22 protein-coding genes and 1 tRNA gene are annotated in these 24,037 nt (G+C 60.3%); 11 read left to right on the top strand and 12 right to left on the bottom strand.

Going from position 1 to position 24,037, the window contains the following annotated elements; genetic code table 11:
* Positions 1-29: 29 nt before the first annotated feature.
* Positions 30-782 (bottom strand): ABC transporter substrate-binding protein, encoded by a 753-nt coding sequence (locus AA098_RS26200; RefSeq protein WP_003255747.1) that lies wholly within the window; start codon positions 780-782, stop codon positions 30-32.
* 11 nt (positions 783-793) lie between these two features.
* Entirely contained in the window at positions 794-1,567 is a 774-nt protein-coding gene (locus tag AA098_RS26195) for an ABC transporter ATP-binding protein (RefSeq protein WP_003255746.1), read from the bottom strand.
* 631 nt (positions 1,568-2,198) lie between these two features.
* Here AA098_RS26195 and gabP point away from each other — a divergent pair.
* Entirely contained in the window at positions 2,199-3,584 is a 1,386-nt protein-coding gene (gabP, locus tag AA098_RS26190; protein WP_064615103.1) for a GABA permease, read from the top strand.
* A gap of 249 nt (positions 3,585-3,833) precedes the next feature.
* Here gabP and AA098_RS26185 read toward each other — a convergent pair whose 3' ends face one another.
* The gene (locus AA098_RS26185) at positions 3,834-4,271 is read right to left on the bottom strand and encodes a hypothetical protein (RefSeq protein ID WP_003255744.1); all 438 of its coding nucleotides are present in this window, start codon (positions 4,269-4,271) and stop codon (positions 3,834-3,836) included.
* Between the two features lie 239 nt (positions 4,272-4,510).
* Here AA098_RS26185 and AA098_RS26180 point away from each other — a divergent pair, with 239 nt between their 5' ends.
* Positions 4,511-4,738 (top strand): hypothetical protein, encoded by a 228-nt coding sequence (locus AA098_RS26180; protein WP_003255743.1) that lies wholly within the window; start codon positions 4,511-4,513, stop codon positions 4,736-4,738.
* Positions 4,739-4,925: 187 nt separating this feature from the next.
* On the opposite strand, the gene AA098_RS26175 is transcribed toward AA098_RS26180, so the two are convergent.
* The 4 genes from AA098_RS26175 to AA098_RS26160 form a co-directional block, all read right to left on the bottom strand.
* A tRNA-Phe gene (locus tag AA098_RS26175) sits at positions 4,926-5,001 on the bottom strand.
* A gap of 90 nt (positions 5,002-5,091) precedes the next feature.
* A complete protein-coding gene (locus tag AA098_RS26170; protein WP_003255742.1) occupies positions 5,092-5,364 on the bottom strand; it encodes an oxidative damage protection protein in 273 nt (90 codons plus the stop codon).
* Positions 5,361-6,428 (bottom strand): A/G-specific adenine glycosylase, encoded by a 1,068-nt coding sequence (gene mutY / locus AA098_RS26165; RefSeq protein WP_064615102.1) that lies wholly within the window; start codon positions 6,426-6,428, stop codon positions 5,361-5,363. Before mutY ends, AA098_RS26170 begins: the two co-directional genes overlap by 4 nt.
* A complete protein-coding gene (locus AA098_RS26160) occupies positions 6,425-8,671 on the bottom strand; it encodes an AsmA family protein (protein ID WP_064615101.1) in 2,247 nt (748 codons plus the stop codon). The genes mutY and AA098_RS26160 overlap by 4 nt, the downstream gene beginning before the upstream one ends.
* A 268-nt stretch (positions 8,672-8,939) precedes the next feature.
* Between AA098_RS26160 and AA098_RS26155 the strand changes: the two genes are divergently transcribed.
* The 6 genes from AA098_RS26155 to hisF all read left to right on the top strand — a co-directional run bounded on the left by AA098_RS26155 (position 8,940) and on the right by hisF (position 13,827).
* The gene (locus AA098_RS26155; RefSeq protein WP_064615100.1) at positions 8,940-10,601 is read left to right on the top strand and encodes an OFA family MFS transporter; all 1,662 of its coding nucleotides are present in this window, start codon (positions 8,940-8,942) and stop codon (positions 10,599-10,601) included.
* A 186-nt stretch (positions 10,602-10,787) separates the two neighbouring features.
* Complete coding sequence (gene hisB / locus AA098_RS26150) at positions 10,788-11,381, top strand: imidazoleglycerol-phosphate dehydratase HisB (RefSeq protein WP_003255736.1); 594 nt, start codon at positions 10,788-10,790, stop codon at positions 11,379-11,381.
* Entirely contained in the window at positions 11,382-12,020 is a 639-nt protein-coding gene (hisH, locus tag AA098_RS26145) for an imidazole glycerol phosphate synthase subunit HisH (RefSeq protein ID WP_003255735.1), read from the top strand. It begins immediately after the preceding gene.
* Entirely contained in the window at positions 12,021-12,281 is a 261-nt protein-coding gene (locus tag AA098_RS26140; protein WP_003255734.1) for a DUF2164 domain-containing protein, read from the top strand.
* 27 nt (positions 12,282-12,308) lie between these two features.
* Entirely contained in the window at positions 12,309-13,046 is a 738-nt protein-coding gene (hisA, locus tag AA098_RS26135) for a 1-(5-phosphoribosyl)-5-[(5-phosphoribosylamino)methylideneamino]imidazole-4-carboxamide isomerase (RefSeq protein ID WP_003255731.1), read from the top strand.
* Between the two features lie 10 nt (positions 13,047-13,056).
* Positions 13,057-13,827: an imidazole glycerol phosphate synthase subunit HisF gene (hisF, locus tag AA098_RS26130; RefSeq protein WP_003255729.1), complete on the top strand. Its 771-nt coding sequence runs from the start codon at positions 13,057-13,059 to the stop codon at positions 13,825-13,827.
* Positions 13,828-13,965: 138 nt separating this feature from the next.
* On the opposite strand, the gene choV is transcribed toward hisF, so the two are convergent.
* The 3 genes from choV to AA098_RS26115 form a co-directional block, all read right to left on the bottom strand.
* Entirely contained in the window at positions 13,966-15,144 is a 1,179-nt protein-coding gene (gene choV / locus AA098_RS26125; protein ID WP_003255727.1) for a choline ABC transporter ATP-binding protein, read from the bottom strand.
* Positions 15,141-15,989: a choline ABC transporter permease subunit gene (choW, locus tag AA098_RS26120; RefSeq protein ID WP_172830946.1), complete on the bottom strand. Its 849-nt coding sequence runs from the start codon at positions 15,987-15,989 to the stop codon at positions 15,141-15,143. The genes choV and choW overlap by 4 nt, the downstream gene beginning before the upstream one ends.
* 81 nt (positions 15,990-16,070) lie before the next feature.
* Complete coding sequence (locus tag AA098_RS26115; protein WP_003255724.1) at positions 16,071-17,018, bottom strand: choline ABC transporter substrate-binding protein; 948 nt, start codon at positions 17,016-17,018, stop codon at positions 16,071-16,073.
* A gap of 452 nt (positions 17,019-17,470) precedes the next feature.
* Between AA098_RS26115 and AA098_RS26110 the strand changes: the two genes are divergently transcribed.
* Positions 17,471-18,847 carry an L-serine ammonia-lyase gene (locus tag AA098_RS26110; RefSeq protein ID WP_003255722.1) on the top strand — a complete coding sequence of 459 codons (1,377 nt, stop codon included), beginning with the start codon at positions 17,471-17,473 and terminating at the stop codon, positions 18,845-18,847.
* A 493-nt stretch (positions 18,848-19,340) separates the two neighbouring features.
* Complete coding sequence (locus AA098_RS26105; RefSeq protein WP_003255719.1) at positions 19,341-20,447, top strand: GlxA family transcriptional regulator; 1,107 nt, start codon at positions 19,341-19,343, stop codon at positions 20,445-20,447.
* Positions 20,448-20,566: 119 nt separating this feature from the next.
* On the opposite strand, the gene AA098_RS26100 is transcribed toward AA098_RS26105, so the two are convergent.
* On the bottom strand, positions 20,567-20,824 hold the full coding sequence (locus AA098_RS26100) for a hypothetical protein (RefSeq protein WP_003255717.1): 258 nt from the start codon (positions 20,822-20,824) through the stop codon (positions 20,567-20,569).
* Between the two features lie 370 nt (positions 20,825-21,194).
* Between AA098_RS26100 and AA098_RS26095 the strand changes: the two genes are divergently transcribed.
* Positions 21,195-22,895: a reprolysin-like metallopeptidase gene (locus tag AA098_RS26095; RefSeq protein ID WP_256545075.1), complete on the top strand. Its 1,701-nt coding sequence runs from the start codon at positions 21,195-21,197 to the stop codon at positions 22,893-22,895.
* Here AA098_RS26095 and AA098_RS26090 read toward each other — a convergent pair.
* Positions 22,884-23,912, bottom strand: coding sequence for an IS30-like element ISPsp7 family transposase (locus AA098_RS26090; protein ID WP_011911495.1), 1,029 nt, complete (start codon positions 23,910-23,912; stop codon positions 22,884-22,886). The genes AA098_RS26095 and AA098_RS26090 overlap by 12 nt on opposite strands.
* Positions 23,913-24,037 lie beyond the last annotated feature (125 nt).

Genomic DNA, 24,037 nt, shown 5'->3' with positions numbered 1-24,037 from the left:
CGCCGCAAGGGCGCGCCGGTCAGGGCGGATCATTCGATGCTGAACGGGAAGTACTTGTCGTTGATTTTCTTGTACGTACCGTCGGCTTTGATTTCTGCCAGGGCTTTGTTCAGGTCGTCGCGCAGCTTGGTGTCACCTTTGCGCACGGCAATGCCGATCTTGTCGCTGTCCATCACCGGCTCGCCCTTGAACTCGAAGTTCGAGCCGTCTTTGCTTTTCAGCCACTCGTACTGCACGTACTTGTCGGCCAGGATGCCGTCGATACGACCGGAGACCAGGTCGAGGTAGGCGTTTTCCTGGGTGTCGTACAGCTTGACGTCGACGCCCTTGAAGTTGTCTTCAAGGTAGGTGCCGGCCAGGGTGGCGCGCTGGGTGCCGATGACCTTGCCTTTCAGCGACTCTTTGTCAGTCTTGAAGTCGACGTTTTTCGGCGCGATGAACTGCAGCTTGTTGGAGTAGTACGGCTCGGTGAAGTCCACAGCCTGCTTGCGTTCGTCGGTGATCGACAGCGACGACACCAGGAAGTCGAACTTCTTGGCGTTCAGGGCCGGGATGATGCCGTCCCAGTCGGAGGTAACGACCGAGCACTCGACTTTCATCTTTGCGCACAGGGCGTCGCCGATGTCTTTGTCGAAGCCAACCACGTTACCGCTGGCATCCTTGTTGTTGAACGGTGGGTAGGCGGCTTCGATGCCCATGCGCAGTTTTTCTGCGGCCATGGCGTTTGCCGACATCACCAGCGTGGCAGCAGCTGCCAGGAGAAACTTCTTGTAGGTGTGCATGTATTGCTCCGTTAGCGGTGGCTGGACATGAATTGCTTGCAACGCGCCGAGGTCGGGTTTTCGAAGACCTGCTGCGGCGATCCCTGCTCTTCGACCAGGCCCTGGTGCAGGAAGACGACTTCACTGGACACATGGCGGGCAAAGCTCATCTCGTGCGTCACCAGCAGCATGGTACGGCCTTCTTCGGCCAATGCGCGGATAACGTTAAGCACTTCCTGGACCATTTCCGGATCGAGTGCCGATGTAGGCTCGTCGAACAGGATGACCTTGGGCTTCATGGCCAGGGTACGGGCAATGGCGGCGCGCTGTTGCTGGCCACCGGAAAGCTGGGCGGGGTAGCTGTGGCGTTTGTCGTAGATGCCGACCTTGTTCAGCAGCGCTTCGGCGGCTTCGATGGCCTCGGCCTTGCTTTGGCCGAGCACGCGGCGTGGCGCCTCGATGATGTTGTCGAGGATCGACATGTGCGGCCACAGGTTGAAATTCTGGAAGACAAAGCCGATTTCGCTGCGCAGGCGATTGATCTGGCGGTTGTCGGCTGCGATCAGGTCGCCATTCTTGGCGGCCTTGAGCTTGAGGGCTTCGCCGGCGACCAGGATTTCGCCCTGGTGCGGGTTCTCGAGCAGGTTGATGCAGCGCAGCAGGGTGGACTTGCCGGAGCCGGACGACCCCAGGATGGAGATCACGTCACCGTCGCGAGCGGTCAGCGAAATGCCCTTGAGAATTTCCTGCTCGCCGTAGCGTTTGTGCAAATTGCGGATTTCCAGCGCGGGCGTGGCCTGAGCCATGTGCGGTCCTCATGTGTTCGGGTGCGTTCCCAGCTGTTGGCGGCCTTCCTGGCGTGCGCCAAGCTAGCATAGCGGCATTATGACGGCCAACAGGGTCGCCGGGGACTGGGGGCGCTGGTGGGGCAGTTTGTCGCATCGCTACAGCGTAACGTCGCGCAGATGTCCGCGAAGGTGTCGCCCAGCACCAGAGCCTTGATGAAAAAAGGCGCGATGGTGCCAGCTTTGGCCGGCGCATGGAAGCTGTTTTGACCCATCGGAGGGGTAAACCCGACCTTTTGCCAGTGCAAACGGGTTCACCCACGAATGCCATGTTGATGTCACAAGGTTGTACCTATGGGTTGCACTTTTTGGCATTGCGGTGGTGCACAGGTGTTACCGAGGAGCACCTTTGGTGCATTTGTAAGTGGGTATTTCAGTAATCCGATGATTTGATGCCCTTTCGGTCATACAATGGCCGAAAGCCCTCCAAGCCGCATCCTAAAAGGCCTGCAGAATTTTCTGACGGGTGTATTCGGCATGTGGCGCGCTTATTGCCAGTTGGAAACCGCCGATTGCAGCGACGCCTGGGTCATCCCCTGGCGCGCTCTGTACCCGCAGTCGGCGTGGTCCACTCCTTACAAAGGTAGTTTCAATGAGCGGTAACAATTCCAATGACCTCGCTCAGGGGCTCAAACAACGGCATGTGACCATGCTGTCCATTGCTGGCGTCATCGGTGCCGGCCTGTTCGTAGGCTCCGGCCACGCCATCGCAGCTGCCGGCCCTGCCGTGCTGCTGGCATACGCTGCCGCCGGTACGCTGGTCGTGCTGGTCATGCGTATGCTGGGTGAAATGGCAGTCGCCTCGCCTGACACCGGTTCGTTCTCTACGTATGCCGACCGTGCCATCGGGCGCTGGGCCGGTTTCACCATTGGCTGGCTGTACTGGTGGTTCTGGGTGTTGGTAATTCCGCTGGAGGCCAACGCCGCCGCGGCCATTCTGCATGCCTGGTTCCCGGCGGTTGACCTGTGGGCGTTCTCCCTCATCATTACCCTGGCACTGACACTTACCAACCTGTGCAGCGTGAAGAACTACGGTGAGTTCGAGTTCTGGTTTGCCCTGCTCAAAGTGCTGGCGATCATCGGCTTCATCGCCGTGGGCTGTGCTGCCTTGTTCGGCTTTGTACCGAGCAGCCAAGTGAGCGGTGCCAGCCACCTGTTCGATACCCAAGGCTTCATGCCCAACGGCCTGGGCGCAGTGCTGGCAGCCATGCTGACCACCATGTTCTCGTTCATGGGTACCGAAATCGTCACCATCGCCGCTGCCGAGTCGAAGGACCCGGGCAAGCAAATCAGTCGTGCCACCAACTCGGTAATCTGGCGTATCTGCCTGTTCTACCTGGTGTCGATCTTCCTGGTCGTGGCCCTGGTGCCGTGGAACGACCCGGCCCTGGCCGAGACGGGCTCCTACCAGACCGTGCTGAGCCGTATTGGTGTGCCGAATGCCAAGCTGATCGTCGACATTGTTATGCTGATTGCCGTGACCAGCTGCCTGAACTCGGCGCTGTACACTTCTTCGCGCATGTTGTTCTCGCTGAGCAAGCGTGGCGACGCCCCGGCCATCGCCCAGCGCACCACCAAGGCGGCGACCCCGCACGTGGCGGTACTGCTGTCCACCGCGGCTGCGTTTCTCTGCGTGTTCGCCAACTTTGTGGCACCGGCCCAGGTGTTCGAGTTCCTGCTGGCCAGCTCTGGCGCCATCGCGCTGCTGGTGTACCTGGTGATTGCTGTGTCGCAGCTGCGCATGCGCGCCCAGCGTGAAGCCCGCGGCGAGAAGATCACCTTCAAGATGTGGCTGTTCCCGGGCCTGACCTGGGCGACCATTGCCTTCATCGTTGCCATTCTGGTGGTGATGGCGCTGCGTGAGGATCACCGTGCGGAGATCATTGCGACTGCGTTGCTGAGTATTGGTGTGGTGGCGGCTGGCTTGCTGGTGCACCGCAAGCGCGAGGCTGCCGGGCGGGCGGCGCTGGACAGCTGATCCGCGCTGGCTGAAATGAGAAGGCCGCGCCCTGTGAAGGGTGCGGCCTTTTTTTGTTGCCTGTGATGGCCCTTTCGTGGGCAAGCCCGCAGGTTCGCCACAGGCCCGTAGGCGCGGGTTTACCCGCGAAAGGGCCGGGTCTGCTGGCCAATTTCCCTGGCTAATCACCTTCGCAGCCGCCATCGTATTCGCGGGTAAACCCGCTCCTACAGGGGCCGCGCGGAGGCCACAACGGGTTACATGGCCCTGTCAGCCAAACTGCTTCTGCTGTTGCTTGGCCACGAGTTCGGAAGCAGCGATATAGGCGTCCTGGAACTCATCACTCTCCAGCCAGGCCATGGTGGTCTCTTCGTCAGCGCCGTCCAGCCATTTGCGGTAGGCGTTGAACACCAGCACGATGTAGTCGGTGGCGTGTTCTTCCTTGTGCCCCTTGAGCACCAGGGCGAGCAGCGGATCCACCAGGAACACCGAGATCATTGGCACCAGGCCGCCTTCCTGGGCTTCCTTCATCTTGTTGAACATCGCGTCGTAGCTGCCCGACTCCATGGCCTTGTTGTACACCTGCTCGACGCTGGCGCTGTCGCCGGCGCTGGCCTTGACCGCTTGGCCGCTGCGTACCATGCGGTTCTGCTTGGCCTTGCTGGCGGCGCGCTTGGCGCGTTTCTGTTGCTTGGTAGGGGTGGCCATGGGGAAATCCTTGGGTGTGTCTGAAAGTGCGCGTATTGAAGCGCAATTGCCCGATAAACCCAAGCCGTGCGCCTGGGCGCTGCAGCTTGAGATGTCTGTGGGATACATATCCAGATTATGCGAACCGTGGGCCCTGCGTAGCTTCTCTCCTGCTGCCAGCCATGCTGGCTGGCAGCCTGTCACTGCGCCAATTCGGCGTCTGTGAGTGATGCGCACGTTTGCGCTACAAAGGAGGAGTCATGAAGCACTTTTATCTGGTCACCCTGTACGGCTACACGGACGATGGCAGGGTTTACTATCCAACCGGTTTCGCCGATTGCGACGAGCAAAGGATTACAAAGGCTGACATCGCCGCCATTATCGAAAAAGGCAAGCAACACGGCCACCTTCAGTTGCACAGCATCTCCTACATGGGGCACATGACCGAGGACGCATTCAATCATCTTCGTTCCATGTCGGACGAGTAAGGTTTGGCCCGCAGTCTGCTTATGGCTGCGGGTTTCTCGATTGCATGGCGAGCCTTCAGGTTGCGTTGTGAAATCTGGTGTTCTTCGAAGCCGCTGAAGTTAAAAATCACAGGCAACAAAAAACCCGCACTAGGCGGGTTTCTTGTTGTCGCTTCGGGTAACTTTGCAACCACCAGAAGCTTGAAGGTGGTGCCCAGAGACGGAGTCGAACCGCCGACACGAGGATTTTCAATCCTCTGCTCTACCGACTGAGCTATCTGGGCGACGAGGTGAATTAAATAGATTTCCGGACCGCTCGTCAACGACTTTTTGAAAAAATTTTAAATTAATTCCGTCGCTTACGATTTTTGGGGTCATTCGGCCGGTGGAACGTAGCCTTCGGCCTGGGCGTATTCTTCGCCGGCGAAAAACTTGTCCATCTCAGCCTGGAGGAATTTGCGGTCCTCGGCGTTCATCATGTTCAGGCGCTTCTCGTTGATCAGCATGGTCTGGTGCTTCTGCCAGTCGGCCCAGGCTTTCTGCGAGATGTGTTCGAAGATGTCCTGGCCCTTGGCACCGGGATAAGGCGGGCGTTCCAGGCCTGGCAGTTCTTCTTGGTATTTGCGGCACATCACGGTGCGGGTCATCGGGCGTCTCCTGCAATCAGTTCGTCGGTCGCGCGTTCAAGCAGCTTTTTCACCGGAGCGGCGAGGCCCAGGCGCGGCGGGGTGGCGAGGTTATACCAGAGCCAGTCGGCCTCGGCCACGTGCTCGCCGACCGGGTCGACGCGCACGAGCCAAGGCTCGATCGCCAGCTGGAAGTGGCTGAAGGTGTGGGTCAGGCCGTCCATGGCGTGGCGGCCAGCCAGGCGCAGGCCGTGCTGGTAGGCCAGGTCGTCGAGCTGGGCGATGTCGTCCAGCTCCGGGAGGCTCCACAAACCACCCCACAGGCCGCTGGAGGGGCGGCGGTAAAGCAGGATGGCGCCTTCGTGGTTGGCCAGCAGTGGCATCAGTGTGCGCCGTTGCGGCAGCGCCTTGCGCGGTTTGGGCTCTGGGTAGCGGGTTTCTTCGCCGTGCAGGTGCGCTTCGCAGCCGCGCTGCAACGGGCAGATCAGGCAACTGGGCTTGCTGCGCGTGCACAGCGTGGCGCCCATGTCCATCATCGCCTGGGTGTAGTGGTTGGCGCGTTGTTGCGGGGTAAAGCGCTCGGCAGTGGCCCATAGCTGGTTGGCAACCTTGGGTTCGCCGGGGTAGCCAGCCTGGGCGGTGTAGCGTGCCAGCACGCGCTTGACGTTGCCGTCGAGGATCGGTGCGCGGATGCCCATGCTGATGCTGGCGATGGCGCCGGCAGTGGAGCGGCCAATGCCGGGCAGCTCGGTAAGCTGCTCGACGCTGCGCGGGAATTCGCCGCCATGTTGCTCGACGACGACCTTGGCGGCCTTTTGCAGGTTGCGTGCGCGGGTGTAGTAACCCAGGCCCGTCCACAGGTGCAGCACTTCGTCCTCCGGTGCCTCGGCCAGGGCTTGCACGGTTGGCAGGGCCTGCATGAAGCGGTCGAAGTAGTTGAGTACGGTGCTGACCTGGGTCTGCTGCAACATGATTTCCGACACCCACACCCGGTACGGCGTGATGCCCTGTTGCCAGGGCAGGTCGTGCCGGCCGTGCTCGTCATACCAGTCCAGCACTGCGCTGGAGAACTGCTCGGGGCTCATCGCTTGAACAGCCCCTTGAGCGCGTCTTTCAGTTCCGGGCTCACTTTGTCTCCAAGTTTTTCATCAAGCTTTTCATCGATCTTGTCCTTCAGGCGGTTGCCGGCCAGTTTGGCGGCAACCTTGCCCAGGCCGTTCTGGTCCAGGCGGCAGGCCTTTGCGCCGAGTTCCAGCGGACCACGGCAGCGCAGGGGTACTTCAACACCTACATAACGTTCGTTGACCTGGCAGGCCGGGTCCGGCATGGCACGCTGGTCGCCTTCGACGACTACACCGACGTTGTAGTCCATGCCCAGCACGCGCAGGTCGAGGTCACCATGGCCATTGACGGTGAGGCCCGGGATGCGCGCCTTGAGGTCCGGGTTGCTGGCGACGCCATTGCGTACTACCAGGCTGCCGCGCAGTTCCTGGAACGGGGTGTCCTTGCCGCGTGGTTCGCTGCTCAGCGTCTTGCGATTGAGCGTGGCGATGGCCTGGCACAGCTGCTGTTCCAGGTTGGCATTGACCAGCACGCCATCGTTGATGGCGAAGTTTGCGCTGCCGTTCAGGGTGTCGACCAGTGCTTTCTGGCTGTTACCGGTGGCTGTCAGATCACTGGTCAGGGTCAGCAGGCCCTTGACCGGCGGCGTCTGTTCCTTGCCTTCGGTCTTGATGAAGTGTTCCACCGGCACCCGCTGGATATTGGTGTTCACACCCAGCTGTGGCACGGCAGGGCGCACGTCGACAGTGCCCTTGGCTTCGAAGGTGCCGTTGTACAGCTCTCCGCGCAGGGTTTGCAGGGTCAGCAGGCCGCCTTGGCCAACGGCCTTGAGCTGGGCGCTCTCGATCGGCAGCTTATCCAGGGTCAACGAGCCGAAGGCCAGGTCGGCCTGCAGGTCGAGGGCGCGCAGACGGTCGACCGGCAGCAGCTTGTCGTCGCTCCATGCCACGTGTGTTGGGGCGTTGGGCAGTGGTGTGGTGCCAGCACCGGCTACGGCGCTGGCCTCTTGTTGCTTGACCTCGGCCTGGCGCGCAGCGGTGGCGCCCTTGGCTTCTTCGCTCTTGGCCGGCAGGTAGCGGTCGGCGTCGAAGGTGTCGCCCTTAAGCTGCAGGCGCAGGGCTTGTTTGGCGAAATCTTCGACGGCCACGCGGCCGCTGAAGGTGCTGTCGTCCAGCTTCACCGCCAGGTCTTCCAGGGCCAGGCTGCTGGGCGTGCCCTGCAGGCGAGTCACCAGCTCCAGCTTGGCGAAGGCGGCCGGGTCGTTGGTGGCCGGCAGCGGGTGGCCAATGCTTTCAAGGAAGGCGCGCAGGTTGAACTGGGCGATGGACAGGCCGCCGCTCAGCTGGGGTGCTTTGTCCAGATCACGCAGGTTCAGCTCACCGAGGGCGCGCAGTTGGTTGGCCGAGACTTTCAGGCCGTTCCACGAGGCGACATTGGCGGCCAGGTCGACCAGCAGTTGTCCTTGGGCGGCGAAGGTCACGGTCTTGCCGCCGGTAGGCTCACCCGAGGTCTCGCCCGACAGGCGCATGTCTTCGAAGTTGTAGCGCTTGAGCTTGCGGTCGAAGCGCAATTCGCCGGCCAGCTCGGTACGGGCTTTGATGCTCGGCTGGCTGGCGCTGACGAAGGCGCTGGCCTTGAGCGGGATGTTTGCGCCTTCATGGACCGGGCCGGTGCTCAGCTGGATGCTCTCGGCGCTGTAATTTTGGCCGGTCTTGGCATCGGTGTACTGCACGCGGGCGTTGTTCACGGTCAGGCTGTCGATGTCCAGCTTGATGGCGCGGTCGTTGCTGTCGGTGGTCGCAGGCGCCTGCTCGGCAGGTGCCTGTGCCTGTGCATCGGTGCCTGCGCCATTCTGCGCGGGTAGCGGCTTGCCGATGTCCTCCCAGTTGCCATGGCCCTGTTCGTCACGCGCCAGGGTCAGGTTCAGGCCCTCGACACGTACGTCGCTCATTTGCACTTCGCGGCGCAGCAGCGGCAGCACACGGACTGAAAGGCCAAGCATCTGCAGGTCGGCGAACGGTTCCTTGGGTTTGTTCAAGGTAGCGATGCTGGCTTCGTGCAGCTCCAGACCCAGCCACGGGAACAGGCTCCAGCCGATGTCACCATTGAGGGTCAGTTCGACGTGGGCCTTGTCGCGTGCCAGCTGGCGAATCTCGTCTTTGTAGTCGTTGGGATCAAAGAGGTGGGTCAGGGCGAAGCCCAGCGCCACGATGATCAGCAGTAACCCGAGAAGCCCCAGTCCCAGGATTTTGCCGAACGCTTTCATGGGCGAGTCCTTTTAGTCCGTTAGTGAGTTCAGGCGGCAGAGTATAACGCTGTAGCGGTTACCCCTGCTTGTACGACTAGAGATGTAGAAAATTCCTACGCCTGCATCAGAGGGTACGGCTTTCGACAGCTTAATACTGAGCTTTTGCCGGGGACATGACCGATTCAGTTAGGCAAAAATGGACGATGGCAGATTGCTTTCATGCTGCTTGATGCTGCTACCCTTGCGCCGCTTCGCGAGCACCCTCCCTATAACAAGGATCAGATTCATGACCAGTACCGTCGCGACGGGAAGCTCGGCCAGTGAGCCAGGCTTCCTGTCGAAGGAACGCATAATCGCCCGCCCGGGCTTCAACCGCTGGCTGGTCCCGCCAGCTGCCTTGGCCATTCACCTGTGCATCGGTATGGCCTACGGCTTCTCGGTATTCTGGCTGCCCTTGTCGCAAGCCCTGGGGATCACCGCCCCCGTCGCCTGTGCGGCAGACATGGGCTTCATGGCCCGGATGTTCAGCGCCGAATGCGACTGGCCAATCTCGATGCTGAGCTGGATCTACACCCTGTTCTTCGTCTTCCTCGGTTGCTCGGCGGCGGTGCTGGGCGGCTGGCTGGAGCACGCCGGCCCGCGCAAGGCTGGCCTGGTGTCGGCCTTGTGCTGGTGCGGTGGCATGCTGCTTTCGGCGATAGGTGTGAAAACCCATCAATTGTGGCTGATGTGGCTTGGCTCCGGCGTGATTGGCGGTATCGGCCTGGGCCTGGGCTACATCTCACCCGTGTCGACCTTGATCAAGTGGTTCCCGGACAAACGTGGCATGGCCACCGGTATGGCGATCATGGGCTTCGGCGGCGGGGCCATGGTCGGGGCGCCGCTGGCCACCGCGCTTATGGGGCATTTTGGCAATGAGCACGAAGTTGGCGTATGGCAGAGCTTTGTCGCCATGGCGGCGATCTACTTTGTGTTCATGACCGCTGGCGCCCTGGCGTATCGCGTACCACCGACCGGCTGGAAGCCTGAAGGCTGGGCTGCGCCGTTGAAGAATGCCAGTAACGCCATGGTCACCGACCGCCACGTGCACGTCAGTGTGGCCTGGAAGACCCCGCAGTTCGCGCTGATCTGGCTGGTGCTGTGCCTGAACGTGTCGGCGGGCATCGGCATTTTGGGCATGGCGTCACCGCTGCTGCAGGAAGTGTTCGCCGGTAAGTTACTGGGCAACGAACTGACCTTCAGCCAGCTGAGCACTGCGCAGTCGGCGCAGATTGCCGCGATCGCCGCCGGCTTTACCGGCCTGCTGAGCCTGTTCAACATTGGCGGCCGGTTCTTCTGGGCATCGTTCTCCGACTACATCGGCCGCAAGAACACCTACTTTGCCTTCTTCGCCTTGGGCGTGGGCTTGTACAGCCTGGTGCCGAACATGGGGCACCTGGGCAACGTGGCGCTTTTCGTGGCAGCGTTCTGCATCATCCTGTCGATGTATGGCGGTGGTTTTGCAACGGTGCCGGCCTACCTGGCCGACCTGTTCGGCACGCAGATGGTGGGTGCCATCCATGGCCGCCTGCTGACCGCCTGGGCGGCAGCGGGGGTGCTGGGGCCGGTGCTGATCACCTACCTGCGCGAGTATCAACTGGCAGCGGGCGTGGAGCGGGCGGCGGCTTATGACATGACCTTGTACATTCTCGCGGGTCTGCTGGTGCTGGGCTTTATCTGCAACATGCTGGTGCGCCCGGTGGCCGACAAGCACTTCATGAGTGATGCCGAACTGGCGGCCGAGCGCGCGTTGAGCCATGACAAGGGCGCCGATGGGGCGCGGTCGCTGGAGTGGAAGGCGGCGCCAGGCAGCCTGCCACTGGTGCTGCTGGCCTGGGCGGTGGTGGTTGTGCCGTTGGCCTGGGGTGTTTGGGTGACCTTGCAAAAGACCGCTGTGCTGTTCTATTGATCAGGGGGGGGCGCGTGTTGCGCCCCTTTCGCCGCTGCAGGAGCGGGCTGCTGTGGTTGTATAGACCTGTAGCAGCATCCAGCCCGCGTAAAACCTGGCTTTGCCATATGTCATCCGCGTTTCAAGCTGGCGCGTTCTGGGCCTATAATGAAACCCTTTTCGCCCAATGATTTTGCGGAGCTGGTGATGGTCGAACGTAAGGCTTCCGTCGAGCGCAATACCCTGGAAACCCAGGTCAAGTGCTCGATCAACCTCGATGGCAGTGGCAAGGCCCGATTCGATATCGGTGTGCCTTTCCTTGAACACATGCTGGACCAGATCGCCCGCCATGGGCTGATCGATCTGGATATCGAGTGCAAGGGTGACACGCATATCGACGATCACCATACCGTCGAAGACGTCGGCATCACCCTGGGCATGGCATTCGCCCAAGCTATCGGTGACAAGAAAGGTATCTTCCGCTACGGCCACGCCTACGTGCCGCTGGACGAAGCGCTGTCACGCGTGGTCATCGACTTCTCTGGCCGCCCAGGCCTGCAGATGCACGTGCCGTATACCCGTGCAAGCGTTGGCGGTTTCGATGTCGACCTGTTTCAGGAGTTTTTCCAGGGCTTCGTCAACCACGCCCTGGTAACCCTGCACATCGACAACCTGCGTGGCCACAACACCCACCACCAGATCGAAACCGTATTCAAGGCTTTCGGCCGTGCCCTGCGCATGGCCATCACCCTCGACGAGCGTATGGCCGGGCAGATGCCTTCCACCAAAGGGTGCCTGTAAATGCAAACGGTAGCCGTAATCGACTATGGCATGGGTAACCTGCACTCGGTGGCCAAGGCGCTTGAGCACGTAGGTGCCGGTAAAGTGCTGGTGACCAGCGATGCCTCAGTGATCCGCGAGGCCGACCGTGTGGTGTTCCCGGGCGTGGGCGCGATTCGCGACTGCATGGCCGAAATCCGCCGCCTGGGCTTCGACAGCCTGGTGCGCGAAGTCAGCCAGGACCGCCCGTTCCTCGGCATCTGCGTCGGTATGCAGGCGCTGCTCGAGCACAGTGAGGAAAACAACGGCGTCGACTGCATTGGCCTGTTCCCTGGCCAGGTGCGCTTTTTCGGCAAAGACCTGCAAGAAGAGGGCGAGCACCTGAAGGTGCCGCACATGGGCTGGAACGAAGTCAGCCAGACCATCGACCACCCGCTGTGGCACGACATCCCTGACCGCGCACGTTTCTACTTCGTGCACAGCTACTACATCAATGCCGGCAAGCCGGGCCAAGTGGTGGGACGCGGTCACTATGGCGTCGACTTCGCCGCAGCGCTGGCCGACGGTTCGCGTTTTGCCGTGCAGTTCCACCCGGAGAAGAGCCATACCCATGGCCTGCAGTTGCTGCAGAACTTCATCGCCTGGGACGGGCGCTGGTAAATGAGCAGGTCGAAGACCAAGGCCCCGACCATCACCCTGGCCCCCGAGCAGGAGCGCGAAGCGCTCGACACCTTGAAGCGTTTTCTCGAAGACCGCTTCGAGCTGCAGTTGGGGTCGTTCGAGGTGGCCGAGGTCCTCGAGCTGTTCAGCAAAGAGATTGCACCCCATTACTACAACAGGGCGATTGCCGATGTTCAGCTGCACCTCAAGGAGCGGTTCGAGAGCATCGAAAGCGACCTGTGGGCACTCGAGAAGCCCTGAAACCCAACAAATAGACAGGTTCCCAAGATGCTGATTATCCCCGCTATCGATCTGAAGGACGGTGCTTGCGTGCGCCTGCGCCAGGGCCGCATGGAAGACTCTACGGTATTTTCCGACGACCCGGTGAGCATGGCCGCCAAGTGGGTCGAGGGTGGCTGCCGCCGCCTGCACCTGGTCGACCTCAACGGCGCCTTCGAAGGCCAGCCGGTCAATGGTGAAGTGGTTACCGCCATCGCCAAGCGCTACCCGAACCTGCCGATCCAGATCGGCGGCGGTATCCGTTCGCTGGAAACCATCGAACACTACGTCAAGGCTGGCGTCAGCTACGTGATCATTGGCACCAAGGCCGTCAAGCAGCCCGAGTTCGTCGCTGAAGCGTGCAAAGCCTTCCCGGGCAAGGTCATCGTCGGCCTGGACGCCAAGGACGGTTTCGTCGCCACCGACGGTTGGGCCGAAGTGAGCTCGGTGCAGGTCATCGACCTGGCCAAGCGTTTCGAGGCCGATGGCGTCTCGGCGATCGTCTACACCGACATCGCAAAGGACGGCATGATGCAGGGCTGCAATGTGCCCTTCACCAAGGCACTGGCTGAAGCCACCCGTATCCCGGTGATCGCCTCGGGCGGCATTCACAACCTGGGCGACATCAAGGCGCTGCTGGACGCCAAGGCCCCGGGCATCATCGGCGCCATCACCGGCCGTGCCATCTACGAAGGCACCCTGGATGTTGCTGAAGCCCAGGCCTTCTGTGACAACTACCAAGGCTGAGGACTGAACCATGGCACTGGCCAAGCGCATTATCCCTTGCCTGGACGTGGACAACGGCCGGGTGGTCAAGGGCGTCAAGTTCGAGAACATCCGTGATGCCGGCGACCCGGTGGAAATCGCCCGTCGCTACGACGAGCAAGGTGCTGACGAAATCACCTTTCTCGACATCACCGCCAGCGTCGATGGCCGCGACACCACTTTGCATACCGTCGAGCGCATGGCCAGCCAGGTGTTCATCCCGCTGACGGTAGGGGGTGGCGTGCGGACCGTGCAGGACATCCGCAACCTGCTCAACGCCGGTGCCGACAAGGTCTCGATCAACACCGCCGCGGTGTTCAACCCAGAGTTTGTTGGCGAGGCGGCGGACCGTTTCGGTTCGCAGTGCATCGTTGTCGCCATCGATGCCAAGAAAGTGTCCGGGCCAGGTGAAGCGCCGCGCTGGGAGATTTTCACTCACGGCGGGCGCAAACCGACGGGGCTGGATGCAGTCGAGTGGGCGAAGAAGATGGAAGGCCTGGGCGCTGGCGAGATCCTGCTGACCAGCATGGACCAGGACGGCATGAAGAACGGCTTCGACCTGGGCGTTACCCGCGCTATCAGTGATGCGCTGGGGATTCCGGTGATTGCCTCGGGGGGTGTGGGTAACCTGCAGCACTTGGCTGACGGCATTCTGGAAGGGCATGCCAGCGCGGTGCTGGCGGCCAGCATCTTCCACTTTGGCGAGTACACAGTGCCTGAAGCCAAGGCTTACATGGCTTCGCGCGGTATCGTCGTTCGCTGACAGATGGCCGGGAGGGCTTTGCCCTCCGTTCGCGACACAAGGCCGTTCCCACCCGTACAGCGCTGAGCCTGAGGCTGATGCGGTACGTGTGTGTGCGGCCTTGTGTCGCGAAAGGGCCGCGAAGCGGCCCCAAAGGCCTCACCCGTGGTTCTTGCCGAGCAGCGCGTGGTAAAGCTCGGTATCCCCGAGTATCCCCACCACCCTGTCGTTATCCTGCAGCACCAGCTTGTTGCCGGTTTGATAGCGAATCTGCAGTGCCTCACGCATGCCGATGTCAGCGTGCACCACGGTCGGCCTGCGCTCCAGCAGCTCCACATCTTGCCCCGGTGCCCATCTCTGCATATCCAGCCCGTTCTGGCCCTGGCGTGCACGCTTGAGCGCGCCGCCTTCGCCAAGGTCCAGCCACGAATCGATACCTGGGTCCAGGCACACCGAGCCATTGACCCGTTTGCAATTGTCCAGGCTGCGCATCAGGCTGCGCCCGCACAGCACGTTCAGCGGGTTGGTATGGGCGACGAAAGTGCGCACGTATTCGTCGGCCGGGTTCAGCACGATCTCCTCCGGCTTGCTGTACTGGATGATCCGACCGTCTTTCATGATCGCAATGCGGGTACCCAGTTTCAGCGCCTCGTCCAGGTCGTGGCTGACGAACACGATGGTTTTGCTCAACTTGGCCTGCAGGCCAAGCAGCTCATCTTGCAGGCCCTGGCGGATCAGTGGATCCAGTGCCGAGAACGGTTCGTCCATCAGCAAGATGTCGGCATCCATCGCCAGCGCCCGGGCCAGGCCCACGCGCTGCTGCATGCCGCCAGACAGCTCATCCGGCTTCTTGTTGCGCCACTGGGTCAGGCCCACCAGCTCAAGCTTCTCGTCGACCAGCTTGCGCCGTTCCTTTTCCGGGCGACCCTGCATTTCCAGGCCAAAGCTGATGTTCTCGCGCACCGTCAGCCAAGGCATCAGGGCAAACTTCTGGAACACCATGGCAATGCGCTTGGTGCGCATCATCTTCAGTTCGGCCGCGGAGCAATTGGCAATGTCGATGTGCTTGCCTTCGTGCTCGACGAACAACTTGCCACGGCTGACGGTGTTGAGGCCGTTGATGCAGCGCAGCAGGCTCGACTTGCCCGAGCCAGACAAGCCCATCAGCACGCAGATCTCGCCTTTGTTGATATCGAGGTTGGCCTTTTCGACACCCACCACCAGGCCGGTCTGCTTGAGGATCTGCTCGCGGGTCTGGCCTTGGTCCAGCAGCGCCAGTGCCTCGCGCGGCTTGTTGGAGAAGATGACGTCGACGTCTTCGAAACGAATGATGCTCATGCCTCACCCCTTACCGGCAGTTCCGGTTGCTTGCAGATACGGTCGAGCATGATTGCCAGCAGCACGATCGCCAGGCCCGCTTCGAAGCCCAGGGAGATATCGGCGGTGTTCAGTGCGTTGACCACAGGTTTGCCCAGGCCGTCAGCGCCAACCAGGGCGGCAATGACCACCATCGACAGCGACAGCATGATGCATTGAGTGACACCGGCGGCGATGCTTGGCATCGCGTGCGGCAGTTCGATACGAGTAAGCAGTTGACGACGCGAGCAGCCAAAGGCCTTGCCGGCGTCCATCAACTCTTGCGGCACGTCGCAGATGCCCAGGTAGGTCAGGCGAATGGGCGCGGCAATGGCGAACACCACGGTGGAAATCAGCCCCGGCACCACGCCCAGGCCGAACAGGGTCAGGGTAGGGATCAGGTAGACGAAGGTGGGCACCGTCTGCATCAGGTCGAGCACCGGGCGCATGGCGGTATAGAACATCGGCTTGTGCGCGGCGAGGATGCCCAGTGGCACGCCGATCACCACACATACCACCGTGGCGAAGGTGACCTGCGCCAGGGTTTCCATGGTTTCCTGCCAGTATCCCAGGTTGAGGATCAGCAGGAACGACAGGGCGACAAATGCGGTCAGGGCCCACTTGCGCTGGATGAAGTGCGCCAGGGCGGCGAACAGGGCGATAAGCACGAACGGGTTGAAGAAAGTCAGGGCGCTGGTGACGCCATGGATCATGAACTCCAGGCCTTGCGCGATGGCGTCGAAGTAATTCGCGCCGTTCTGGGTCAGCCATTCGACGAACGACGCGATGTACTGGCCCAGAGGTATTTTCTGATCGATAAGCATGATAGCGAGCTTCCACCTGCATAGATTGAAATCAACCCGGGGCAGGCACGGTCCTGCCCCGAGGTAGCGCTACTGCGTAGTTCGTTATTGCGTAAGCTTGGCCTTGACCGCCTCCAGGCCAGGCTTGCCATCAACGGTGGTAACGCCGGCCAGCCAGGCATCCAGCTTGCCTGGGTTGTCCTTGATCCATTTCTTGGCGGCGGCCTCGGGTTTCATCTTGTCGTCCAGGACATAGCCCATCATGGTGCTTTCATCCTTGAGCTCGAACGACAGGTTCTTAAGCAGTTGGCCAACGTTGCTGCATTCCTGCGTGTATCCTTTGCGGGTGTTTGTCAGCACGGTCGCCTTGCCGAAGTCGGGGCCGAAGAAGTCGTCCCCGCCGGTCAGGTACTGCATCTTGAAGCGGGTGTTCATCGGGTGTGGCTCCCAGCCCAGGAACACCAATGCCTCGCCGCGTTTCTGCGCGCGGTCAACTTGCGACAGCATGCCCGCCTCGCTGGACTGCACGATCTTGAAACCGGCGTCCTTCAAGCCAAAGGCGTTTTTGTCGATCATGCTCTGGATGGTGCGGTTACCGTCGTTACCCGGTTCGATGCCGTAGATCTTGCCGTCCAGTTCCTTCTCGAACTTGGGTATGTCGCTGAAATCCTTCAGGCCCTTGTCGTACAGCGCCTGGGGGACTGCCAGGGTGTACTTGGCGTTCTCCAGGTTGGCGCGCACGGTTTCTACCGTGCCGGCGTCGCGGTACTGCTTGATGTCGTTCTCCATGGTCGGCATCCAGTTGCCGAGAAACACGTCCAGGTCCTTGCCGGTGGCCAGCGACTTGTAGGTCACCGGTACCGAGATCATGGTGGTGTGGGTCTTGTAACCCAGTGCTTCGAGCACAACGCTGGTGGTCGCGGTCGTGACTGTGATGTCGGTCCAGCCGACATCGGAGAAGCGTACAGTCTGACATTGCTCGGGTTCGGCTGCTTGGGCCAGCAATGGCGCGGACAGCAACGCAACCAGTAACAGCGAGGGTGAACCTTTCATGGATGGACTCCTGAGATATTGTCTTCGGGTTCGCGTGGGTCGCCGGGCTTTCTGAGGGTCCGGTCGACCAGGCCTGCAGAGGGCAGGATGCGTGGCCGTGCTTTACGAGTCGCTTTCGATAATCCTCCAGCTCCGGGCAATCGCCTACTGGTTGGGTCGTATCCAGTACGGAACGGGTCGTATCCAGTATGGGCGATGTCGCTTATGGATTTTTCCACCCCCTCGCGCGCATTTTTGCGTCACCAGGCCGCTGGAAAACGGCGCGGTGGGCGCAGTTTCTGGTTGAGAACAGCGCGGCGCTGCTGGACAAAAGTACGTCGGTTGCAGACGGCGAGGTGGGCGGTAAAAGCCCGATGATGCTGGCATTCAAGGCGGCCCGCTGTTTGAGCCTAGCAGCTACCCCGCCCTGCGCATGGCGCGCAGAGACAAGCCCAGCAAGAGGTGATTCGACAATGGCCATCAGCGTGTTCGACCTGTTCAAGATCGGTGTCGGGCCCTCCAGCTCCCACACCGTCGGCCCCATGCGTGCTGGCGCCCTGTTCGTTCAGGGCCTGCGCGAACGCGGTGAGCTGGAGCGTGTAAAACGGATCGAAGTGCGCCTGTATGGCTCGCTGTCGGCCACCGGTATTGGTCATGGCACCGACAACGCCACCATCATGGGCCTGATGGGCGAGTGGCCGGACGCCATTGACCCGACCCAGATCGTGCCGCGTATCGCTGACCTGCGCGAAACCAACACCCTGCAGCTGGATAGCCGCTTGCCTGTCGAGTTCGTCTGGGCCCGCGACATGCTGCTGCTGGACGAGAACTTGCCGTATCACCCCAACGCCATGACCCTGATTGCCGAAGGCGAGCAGGGTGAGTTGCACCGCGACACCTATTACTCGGTGGGCGGCGGCTTTGTGGTCGATGCAGCCCAAGCCGCCAGCGGTGTGCTGGATGCTGACCAGACAGTGTTGCCGTACGACTTCAACAGCGCCGCCGAACTGCTGCGCCTGTGCAAGCAAAACGACCTCAGCGTGTCGCAATTGATGATGGCCAACGAGAAGGTCTGGCGCAGCGAGGAAGACATCCGCGCTGGCCTGCACAAGCTCTGGGAAGCCATGCAGGAATGCGTCAACAACGGCCTCAAGTACGAGGGCACGCTACCCGGCGGGCTGAACGTGCGCCGCCGTGCCGCCAAGCTGCACCGCAGCCTGCAGGAAATCGGCAAGCCCAACGTGATCGGCTCGACCATGAGTGCCATGGAATGGGTCAACCTGTTCGCCTTGGCGGTCAATGAAGAAAACGCCGCCGGCGGGCGCATGGTGACCGCGCCTACCAACGGCGCGGCAGGCATCATCCCGGCGGTGCTGCATTACTACATGCGATTCAGCGATGCGGTGGATGAGTCCAGCGTTGTCGATTACTTCCTGGCTGCCGCCGCTGTGGGCATCCTGTGCAAGAAGAACGCTTCGATCTCCGGTGCCGAAGTGGGTTGCCAGGGGGAAGTCGGCTCGGCCTGCGCGATGGCCGCAGCGGGGCTTGCCGAAGTGCTCGGCGCCACCCCGCCACAGGTTGAGAACGCCGCTGAAATTGCCCTGGAACACAACCTTGGCCTGACCTGCGACCCGGTTGGCGGGTTGGTGCAAGTGCCCTGCATCGAGCGCAACGCGATTGCTGCGGTGAAGGCCATCAACGCGGTGCAGATGGCGTTGCGCGGCGATGGTGAGCACTTCATTTCCCTCGACCAGGTAATCCGCACCATGCGCGATACCGGGGCCGATATGCACGACAAGTACAAAGAGACCTCGCGCGGCGGCCTGGCGGTCAGCGCTATCGAGTGCTGATTTCCTGAACTGACCTTCTGGGCCTCTTCGCGGGCAAGCCCGCTCCTACAGGAACTGTGCAATCCCTGTAGGAGCGGGCTTGCCCGCGAAGAGGCCCTTGAGGCTGATGCAGGTGCAACACAACCGCCAATGCCTCTTTATGGTGCGGCGCCACGCTACCGATCGTCGGATGTCGCGATCAGTGTGAGGGTTGTCGGTGACACTTAAAGGTGTCGCTTCTGGGAAACCCACGCGGCGCGTGTCACTAAACTGCTCAACCGTTACAGGCAACGCGCTAGCTCGCCTGTTCTGGACGACTGGCCAACACGATGCAAGCACTTGAATTGCCCCATAAAGGCGTCGTTTTCAGGTTTTTTTGGATGGCCGTTCAAGTTTAGGCACGGCGTTTGCGTTGAGATTGGCAAGCCTACCCCCGGAAAATGACCGAGGGGTCATAACAAGAAGTAAGTGCCCGCCTGAGGCACACCCTGCATTTGTGTGAGGAGAAATCGCGATGACGTCGTACACCTCCGGGAATCCAACCCAGAACCGCACAGCACCCCAGTCCATCGGGTTTCTTCTATTGGACAATTTCACCCTGATTTCCCTGGCATCGGCGGTCGAGCCGCTGCGCATGGCCAACCAGCTGTCTGGTCGTGAGCTGTATCGCTGGCACACGCTGACCATCGATGGCGGCCAGGTGTGGGCCAGCGATGGTCTGCAAATCACACCGGATGCTGCCATCAGCAATGCTCCGCCTATCGACACCGTGATTGTCTGTGGTGGTGTTGGCATCCAGCGTTCCGTCACCCGTGAACACGTCACCTGGCTGCAAGCCCAGGCCCGTCAGTCGCGCAGGCTGGGCGCCGTGTGCACCGGCAGTTGGGCACTGGCCTGCGCTGGCCTGCTCGACGGCTTCGATTGCAGCGTGCACTGGGAATGCCTGGCCGCGATGCAGGAAGCCTTCCCGCGGGTGAACATGAGTACCCGCCTGTTCACCCTTGACCGCAACCGCTTCACCAGCTCCGGTGGCACCGCGCCGCTGGACATGATGCTGCACCTGATCAGCCGTGATCACGGCCGCGAGTTGTCGGCGGCGATCTCCGAGATGTTCGTCTACGAGCGTATTCGCAACGAGCAGGACCACCAGCGTGTGCCGCTCAAACATATGCTTGGCACCAACCAGCCGAAGTTGCAGGAAATCGTCGCGTTGATGGAGGCCAATCTGGAGGAACCGATCGACCTGGACGAACTGGCGGTCTATGTGGCGGTTTCGCGGCGTCAGTTGGAGCGCCTGTTCCAGAAGTACCTGCACTGCTCACCTTCGCGCTACTACCTGAAGTTGCGCCTGATCCGTGCGCGGCAGTTGCTGAAGCAGACGCCGATGTCGATCATCGAAGTGGCATCGGTGTGCGGCTTCGTGTCGACCCCGCACTTCTCCAAGTGCTATCGCGAGTACTTTGGCATTCCGCCGCGTGACGAGCGCGTGGGCTCCAACACCGCGCAGCAGGTGGCCATGATGCCGATTCCTCAGGCCATGACCCTGTCGCCGCACAGCGGGCCGATGGCGGCCCTGAGCCAGGCACGCAACGAGTCGACATTTGCCAGTGTAAGGCTCTGATACCGAGTCGACTTTTTCGCGGGACAAGCCCGCTCCCACAGGTCACCCGCTGAACTGAGTCAGCGGTGACCTGTGGGAGTGGGCTTGTCCCGCGAAGGGGTCGGTCCTGGGTAAGAGAATTACGCGCGTTTGTTGAACTGCGCCAATGCCGGCAACAGTTGCTTGTCGATGGCCTGGCGCACTGCCGGCAGGATCGTCGCACTGCCGGTGTACATCTGCTCCACCATCCCCTTCAGCGCCCGCGCATTGGGCTCGGTCAGCCCACGAACCACCGCTTCACACGCCTGTTCGGCGCTGGCCCCGGCCGGAATATCGAAACCGCGCGCGCGCAAATGGCCGGCGAGGTCGTCCTGATCAATCAAATCCGCATGCATCATGGCTGTTGTCCCTTTTATCGCTAAGAGAGTGCTGCTGTGATTTACGACCGATTCTGTGACGTGTGCGACAGCCTCGCAAGGACAGAATGCCGCCATGGCTGCTTTGGCTAAGAACAGGTCGTTTACGACTAAATCCCCTGCCAGGCAAGCACGCACACTGAAGCCATTCACGGTACAGAGGGTTTGGTCACCCTCGCTCACGCACAGTGGATGTTGCTCGCTCTTGGCCCCGGTAGCTCACGGCTTTCCGGGGTTATTTTTATTCCGCCAGACTCCCCTATACATACATACACCTAGCATTTATGTCAGGTGACGCACTGCAGAAGTCTGTGCTCTTTTGTGGAAGATGGATTCCACAGGAGCGGGAAATGTGAAAAAGAATATCTGCATGATCATTGTCCTAGGCGCGACCTTGATAATGGCTTCATGTTCGTCATCTACCCCGTCAATGAGCACTGTTGGCAGTGTTGTTCCGCAGCTGTTTACACTGCAGCCTACTCAAAACCGCCAGATGCTTCAGAAAACAGCAAAAGGCTATCTGAAAACGTTGTTGGCCGACCCCGCTAATGAAGAATTCACGCTAGTGAAGGTTGAGGCGTCATTGATTGAGGGGGATGCTGAAAACATCGCTATAACACTACCGGATCGAAAGGCTGAAAAGTTTAATCGGAGAAACTTCAATGCCTTGGCTGATGGGTATGAAGGATGGGTTGGCTATCAGCCTTCACAGTGGAAAGCAGGCCACTCAGGGTCGGAAGGAGAAATTGATTTCGATCCTAATTACTATATATCAATCGTCCGTCATGATAATCAGCTGGCAGGCAATTTTTTGGTGGGTGGCCAGCGGTACCGATTGGTTTATATCGGTTCAGGTATGCACGTGCTGATCAAGGTTGACGAGTCAAAGCTGCCCTCTGAAGATGCACGGGGCGTAGAAGTTGAGAATACGGTATATCCTGCTCTAGAAGAACCGCAGCAGGTCTCGTCTGCCTACAGTATAATAAGACTGCTATTTGTAAGTACCGTTCAGTCTCGCGCGAAAAATCCAAACTATCGTGCTGATCTGATGTTAGGGTTGCAGGATGTAAATCAAATTGCAAAAAACAGCGAGGTGAATATTACTTACGAGTTTGCGGGATTTATAGATTCTGCTATTGACGAAGAAGGGAAAGACTTTGGAACGCTGCTCAATGAGGTTCAATATAATAATCCCGCTGTCAATGCCAAAAGGGTGGAGCTCAGGGCAGATCTAGTTTCGATGTACGTTGCCAATAATGAGCTCTGCGGCGCGGGTAAGCCGTCGACTAATAAGACGCAAGGCTTTTCGGCGATTAGTTGCATTGCCTCGTTAGGTCACGAGATTGGCCACAACTTTGGCATGGTTCATAACTGGGATGGGCAAACGGATACTTATATTCATGGGTATCGCTACGGTCCGGATGGGGGGAGCCTCAGGTTCCGAACTCAGATGTCTTATGACTGTAGCCCGACATGTCCGAAAGTACCGTTTTACTCCAATCCGCGGCTGAGTTATCAAGGACAACCTCTGGGAACTGTCGCACATCATGATGTCGCCCGCGCGATCAACGAGCGCAGGGCAAGTATAGAGAGTTTCTACCCTCCCATGCCGGGCGTGCTTAAAAATAAAGGTCGGCTGGAGCAAGGTTCCCCTCACCCCTGCTTGCAGGATTTTGCCGGGTCAAATATCCAGTTCGTCGCGTGCTCTCCTGGCCCGCAGCAGAAGTGGACTTTAGAGCCGTGGGGCGATGCGGGTACGTTCAGGATTGTGGCGCCGGGCGGTAATTGTATGGTCGCGCGCGCTGACAATTATGTTTTGGCTGAACCATGCCCCGCAACAGTCAAAGATGGTCTTCTCTGGATGGTATCAGCGCAGCCCGATCACACCTTGAAAATACAGAGTTATAACCGCAACCTTTGCCTAGGCTCTCAGCCCAGCTTGAGGCCGGGGCCTGAGTTACTGGCATGTGATAACGGTAGGTACCAAAGTTGGATAAATCTCGATATCCCACGGCGGTTGCAGGAGCTGAGTGCAACACGGTTATTGAATTGAAACCGGAGCATCATGCCGCATTGCCATGGCATTTTGCATGACCTCTCCCATCACCTCGATGGGGCATTTGAAGTCGAAGCGCTTGCGCGGTCGCATGTTCAGTTGCAGCGCAATGGCGTCCAGCTCCTCCTGGCTATGTACCGACAGGTCTGTGCCCTTGGGCAAGTACTGGCGAATCAGGCCGTTGATGTTTTCGTTGCTGCCGCGCTGCCAGGGGCTGTGCGGGTCGCAGAAGTAGATCGCCACGCCGGTTCTTTGGGTGATCTCGGCGTGTCGCGCCATCTCCCGGCCCTGGTCGTAAGTCATGCTCTTGCGCATCTCCAGCGGCATGCTATTGAGCGCGGCGCTGAAGCCTTCCAGCGCCGAAGTCGCCGTTGCGTCGTTCATCTTCACCAACATCAGGTAGCCACTGGTGCGTTCCACCAGCGTACCGACGGACGAGGCGTTGGCCTTACCCTTGATGAGGTCGCCTTCCCAATGCCCCGGCATCAGCCTGTCTTCAATCTCCGGCGGGCGCACATGAATACTGACCATCTCGGGGATCTGGCCGCGCCGATCCACGCCACCAGAGCGCGGCCGGCGCGTCGTCTTGCCTTGGCGCAGACAGATGATCAGCTCCTTACGCAGCTCACCCACTGGCAGGGCATAGATCGCGTTGTAGATCGTCTCGCGACAGACGTAGGCATCTCGCAGGTTGGGTATGTTCATGCTGCGCAGCTTGCCGGCAATCTGCTCGGGAGACAAACGCTCACGCAGCATATGGGTCACCAGTTCGAAGCGCTCGCTACCCGGCAACAGTTTTCGCATCGGTCGACAAACCTGGCGGCGGGCCTGCATTTGCTGCTGAGCCAGACGGGCCGAGTAGCCACCGCAAGCACCTCGGTTACGGCGCAGCTCACGGCTGATGGTCGAAGGGGATCGGTTGATCAAGCAGGCAATCCTGCGCAGGCTGAAGCCTTGGGTACGACCGATTTGAATGGTGGCGCGCTCTTCAACGCTGAGTTCGGTATAAGACATAGGGGCAGCACCGTACCGGAAAGGTCAGGTGTTGCACTCAGTTTTTGCCGCCGCCCACAATAACCGAGGCCTAGTGTGGTGTTTCACAAATAACGACCATAACGCGCGGCGCTTTTTGCGCTCAT

Origin of the sequence: Pseudomonas sp. JY-Q (assembly GCF_001655295.1) — a bacterium.
In the GTDB taxonomy this organism is placed as follows: Bacteria; Pseudomonadota; Gammaproteobacteria; order Pseudomonadales; family Pseudomonadaceae; genus Aquipseudomonas; species Aquipseudomonas alloputida.
This window is presented reverse-complemented; position numbering and strand designations above follow the sequence as displayed.

Excerpts from the sequence above, each read along its gene's own strand:
- AA098_RS26105 (WP_003255719.1), top strand. The coding sequence starts at position 19,341 with ATGACGTCGTACACCTCCGGGAATCCAACCCAGAACCGCACAGCACCC.
- hisB (WP_003255736.1), top strand. The coding sequence starts at position 10,788 with ATGGTCGAACGTAAGGCTTCCGTCGAGCGCAATACCCTGGAAACCCAG.
- AA098_RS26185 (WP_003255744.1), bottom strand. The coding sequence starts at position 4,271 with ATGGCCACCCCTACCAAGCAACAGAAACGCGCCAAGCGCGCCGCCAGC.
- hisH (WP_003255735.1), top strand. The coding sequence starts at position 11,382 with ATGCAAACGGTAGCCGTAATCGACTATGGCATGGGTAACCTGCACTCG.
- hisA (WP_003255731.1), top strand. The coding sequence starts at position 12,309 with ATGCTGATTATCCCCGCTATCGATCTGAAGGACGGTGCTTGCGTGCGC.
- AA098_RS26090 (WP_011911495.1), bottom strand. The coding sequence starts at position 23,912 with ATGTCTTATACCGAACTCAGCGTTGAAGAGCGCGCCACCATTCAAATC.
- hisF (WP_003255729.1), top strand. The coding sequence starts at position 13,057 with ATGGCACTGGCCAAGCGCATTATCCCTTGCCTGGACGTGGACAACGGC.
- AA098_RS26100 (WP_003255717.1), bottom strand. The coding sequence starts at position 20,824 with ATGATGCATGCGGATTTGATTGATCAGGACGACCTCGCCGGCCATTTG.
- mutY (WP_064615102.1), bottom strand. The coding sequence starts at position 6,428 with ATGAGCCCCGAGCAGTTCTCCAGCGCAGTGCTGGACTGGTATGACGAG.
- AA098_RS26110 (WP_003255722.1), top strand. The coding sequence starts at position 17,471 with ATGGCCATCAGCGTGTTCGACCTGTTCAAGATCGGTGTCGGGCCCTCC.
- AA098_RS26195 (WP_003255746.1), bottom strand. The coding sequence starts at position 1,567 with ATGGCTCAGGCCACGCCCGCGCTGGAAATCCGCAATTTGCACAAACGC.
- AA098_RS26115 (WP_003255724.1), bottom strand. The coding sequence starts at position 17,018 with ATGAAAGGTTCACCCTCGCTGTTACTGGTTGCGTTGCTGTCCGCGCCA.
- AA098_RS26170 (WP_003255742.1), bottom strand. The coding sequence starts at position 5,364 with ATGACCCGCACCGTGATGTGCCGCAAATACCAAGAAGAACTGCCAGGC.
- AA098_RS26200 (WP_003255747.1), bottom strand. The coding sequence starts at position 782 with ATGCACACCTACAAGAAGTTTCTCCTGGCAGCTGCTGCCACGCTGGTG.
- gabP (WP_064615103.1), top strand. The coding sequence starts at position 2,199 with ATGAGCGGTAACAATTCCAATGACCTCGCTCAGGGGCTCAAACAACGG.
- choV (WP_003255727.1), bottom strand. The coding sequence starts at position 15,144 with ATGAGCATCATTCGTTTCGAAGACGTCGACGTCATCTTCTCCAACAAG.
- AA098_RS26140 (WP_003255734.1), top strand. The coding sequence starts at position 12,021 with ATGAGCAGGTCGAAGACCAAGGCCCCGACCATCACCCTGGCCCCCGAG.
- AA098_RS26155 (WP_064615100.1), top strand. The coding sequence starts at position 8,940 with ATGACCAGTACCGTCGCGACGGGAAGCTCGGCCAGTGAGCCAGGCTTC.
- AA098_RS26160 (WP_064615101.1), bottom strand. The coding sequence starts at position 8,671 with ATGAAAGCGTTCGGCAAAATCCTGGGACTGGGGCTTCTCGGGTTACTG.
- AA098_RS26180 (WP_003255743.1), top strand. The coding sequence starts at position 4,511 with ATGAAGCACTTTTATCTGGTCACCCTGTACGGCTACACGGACGATGGC.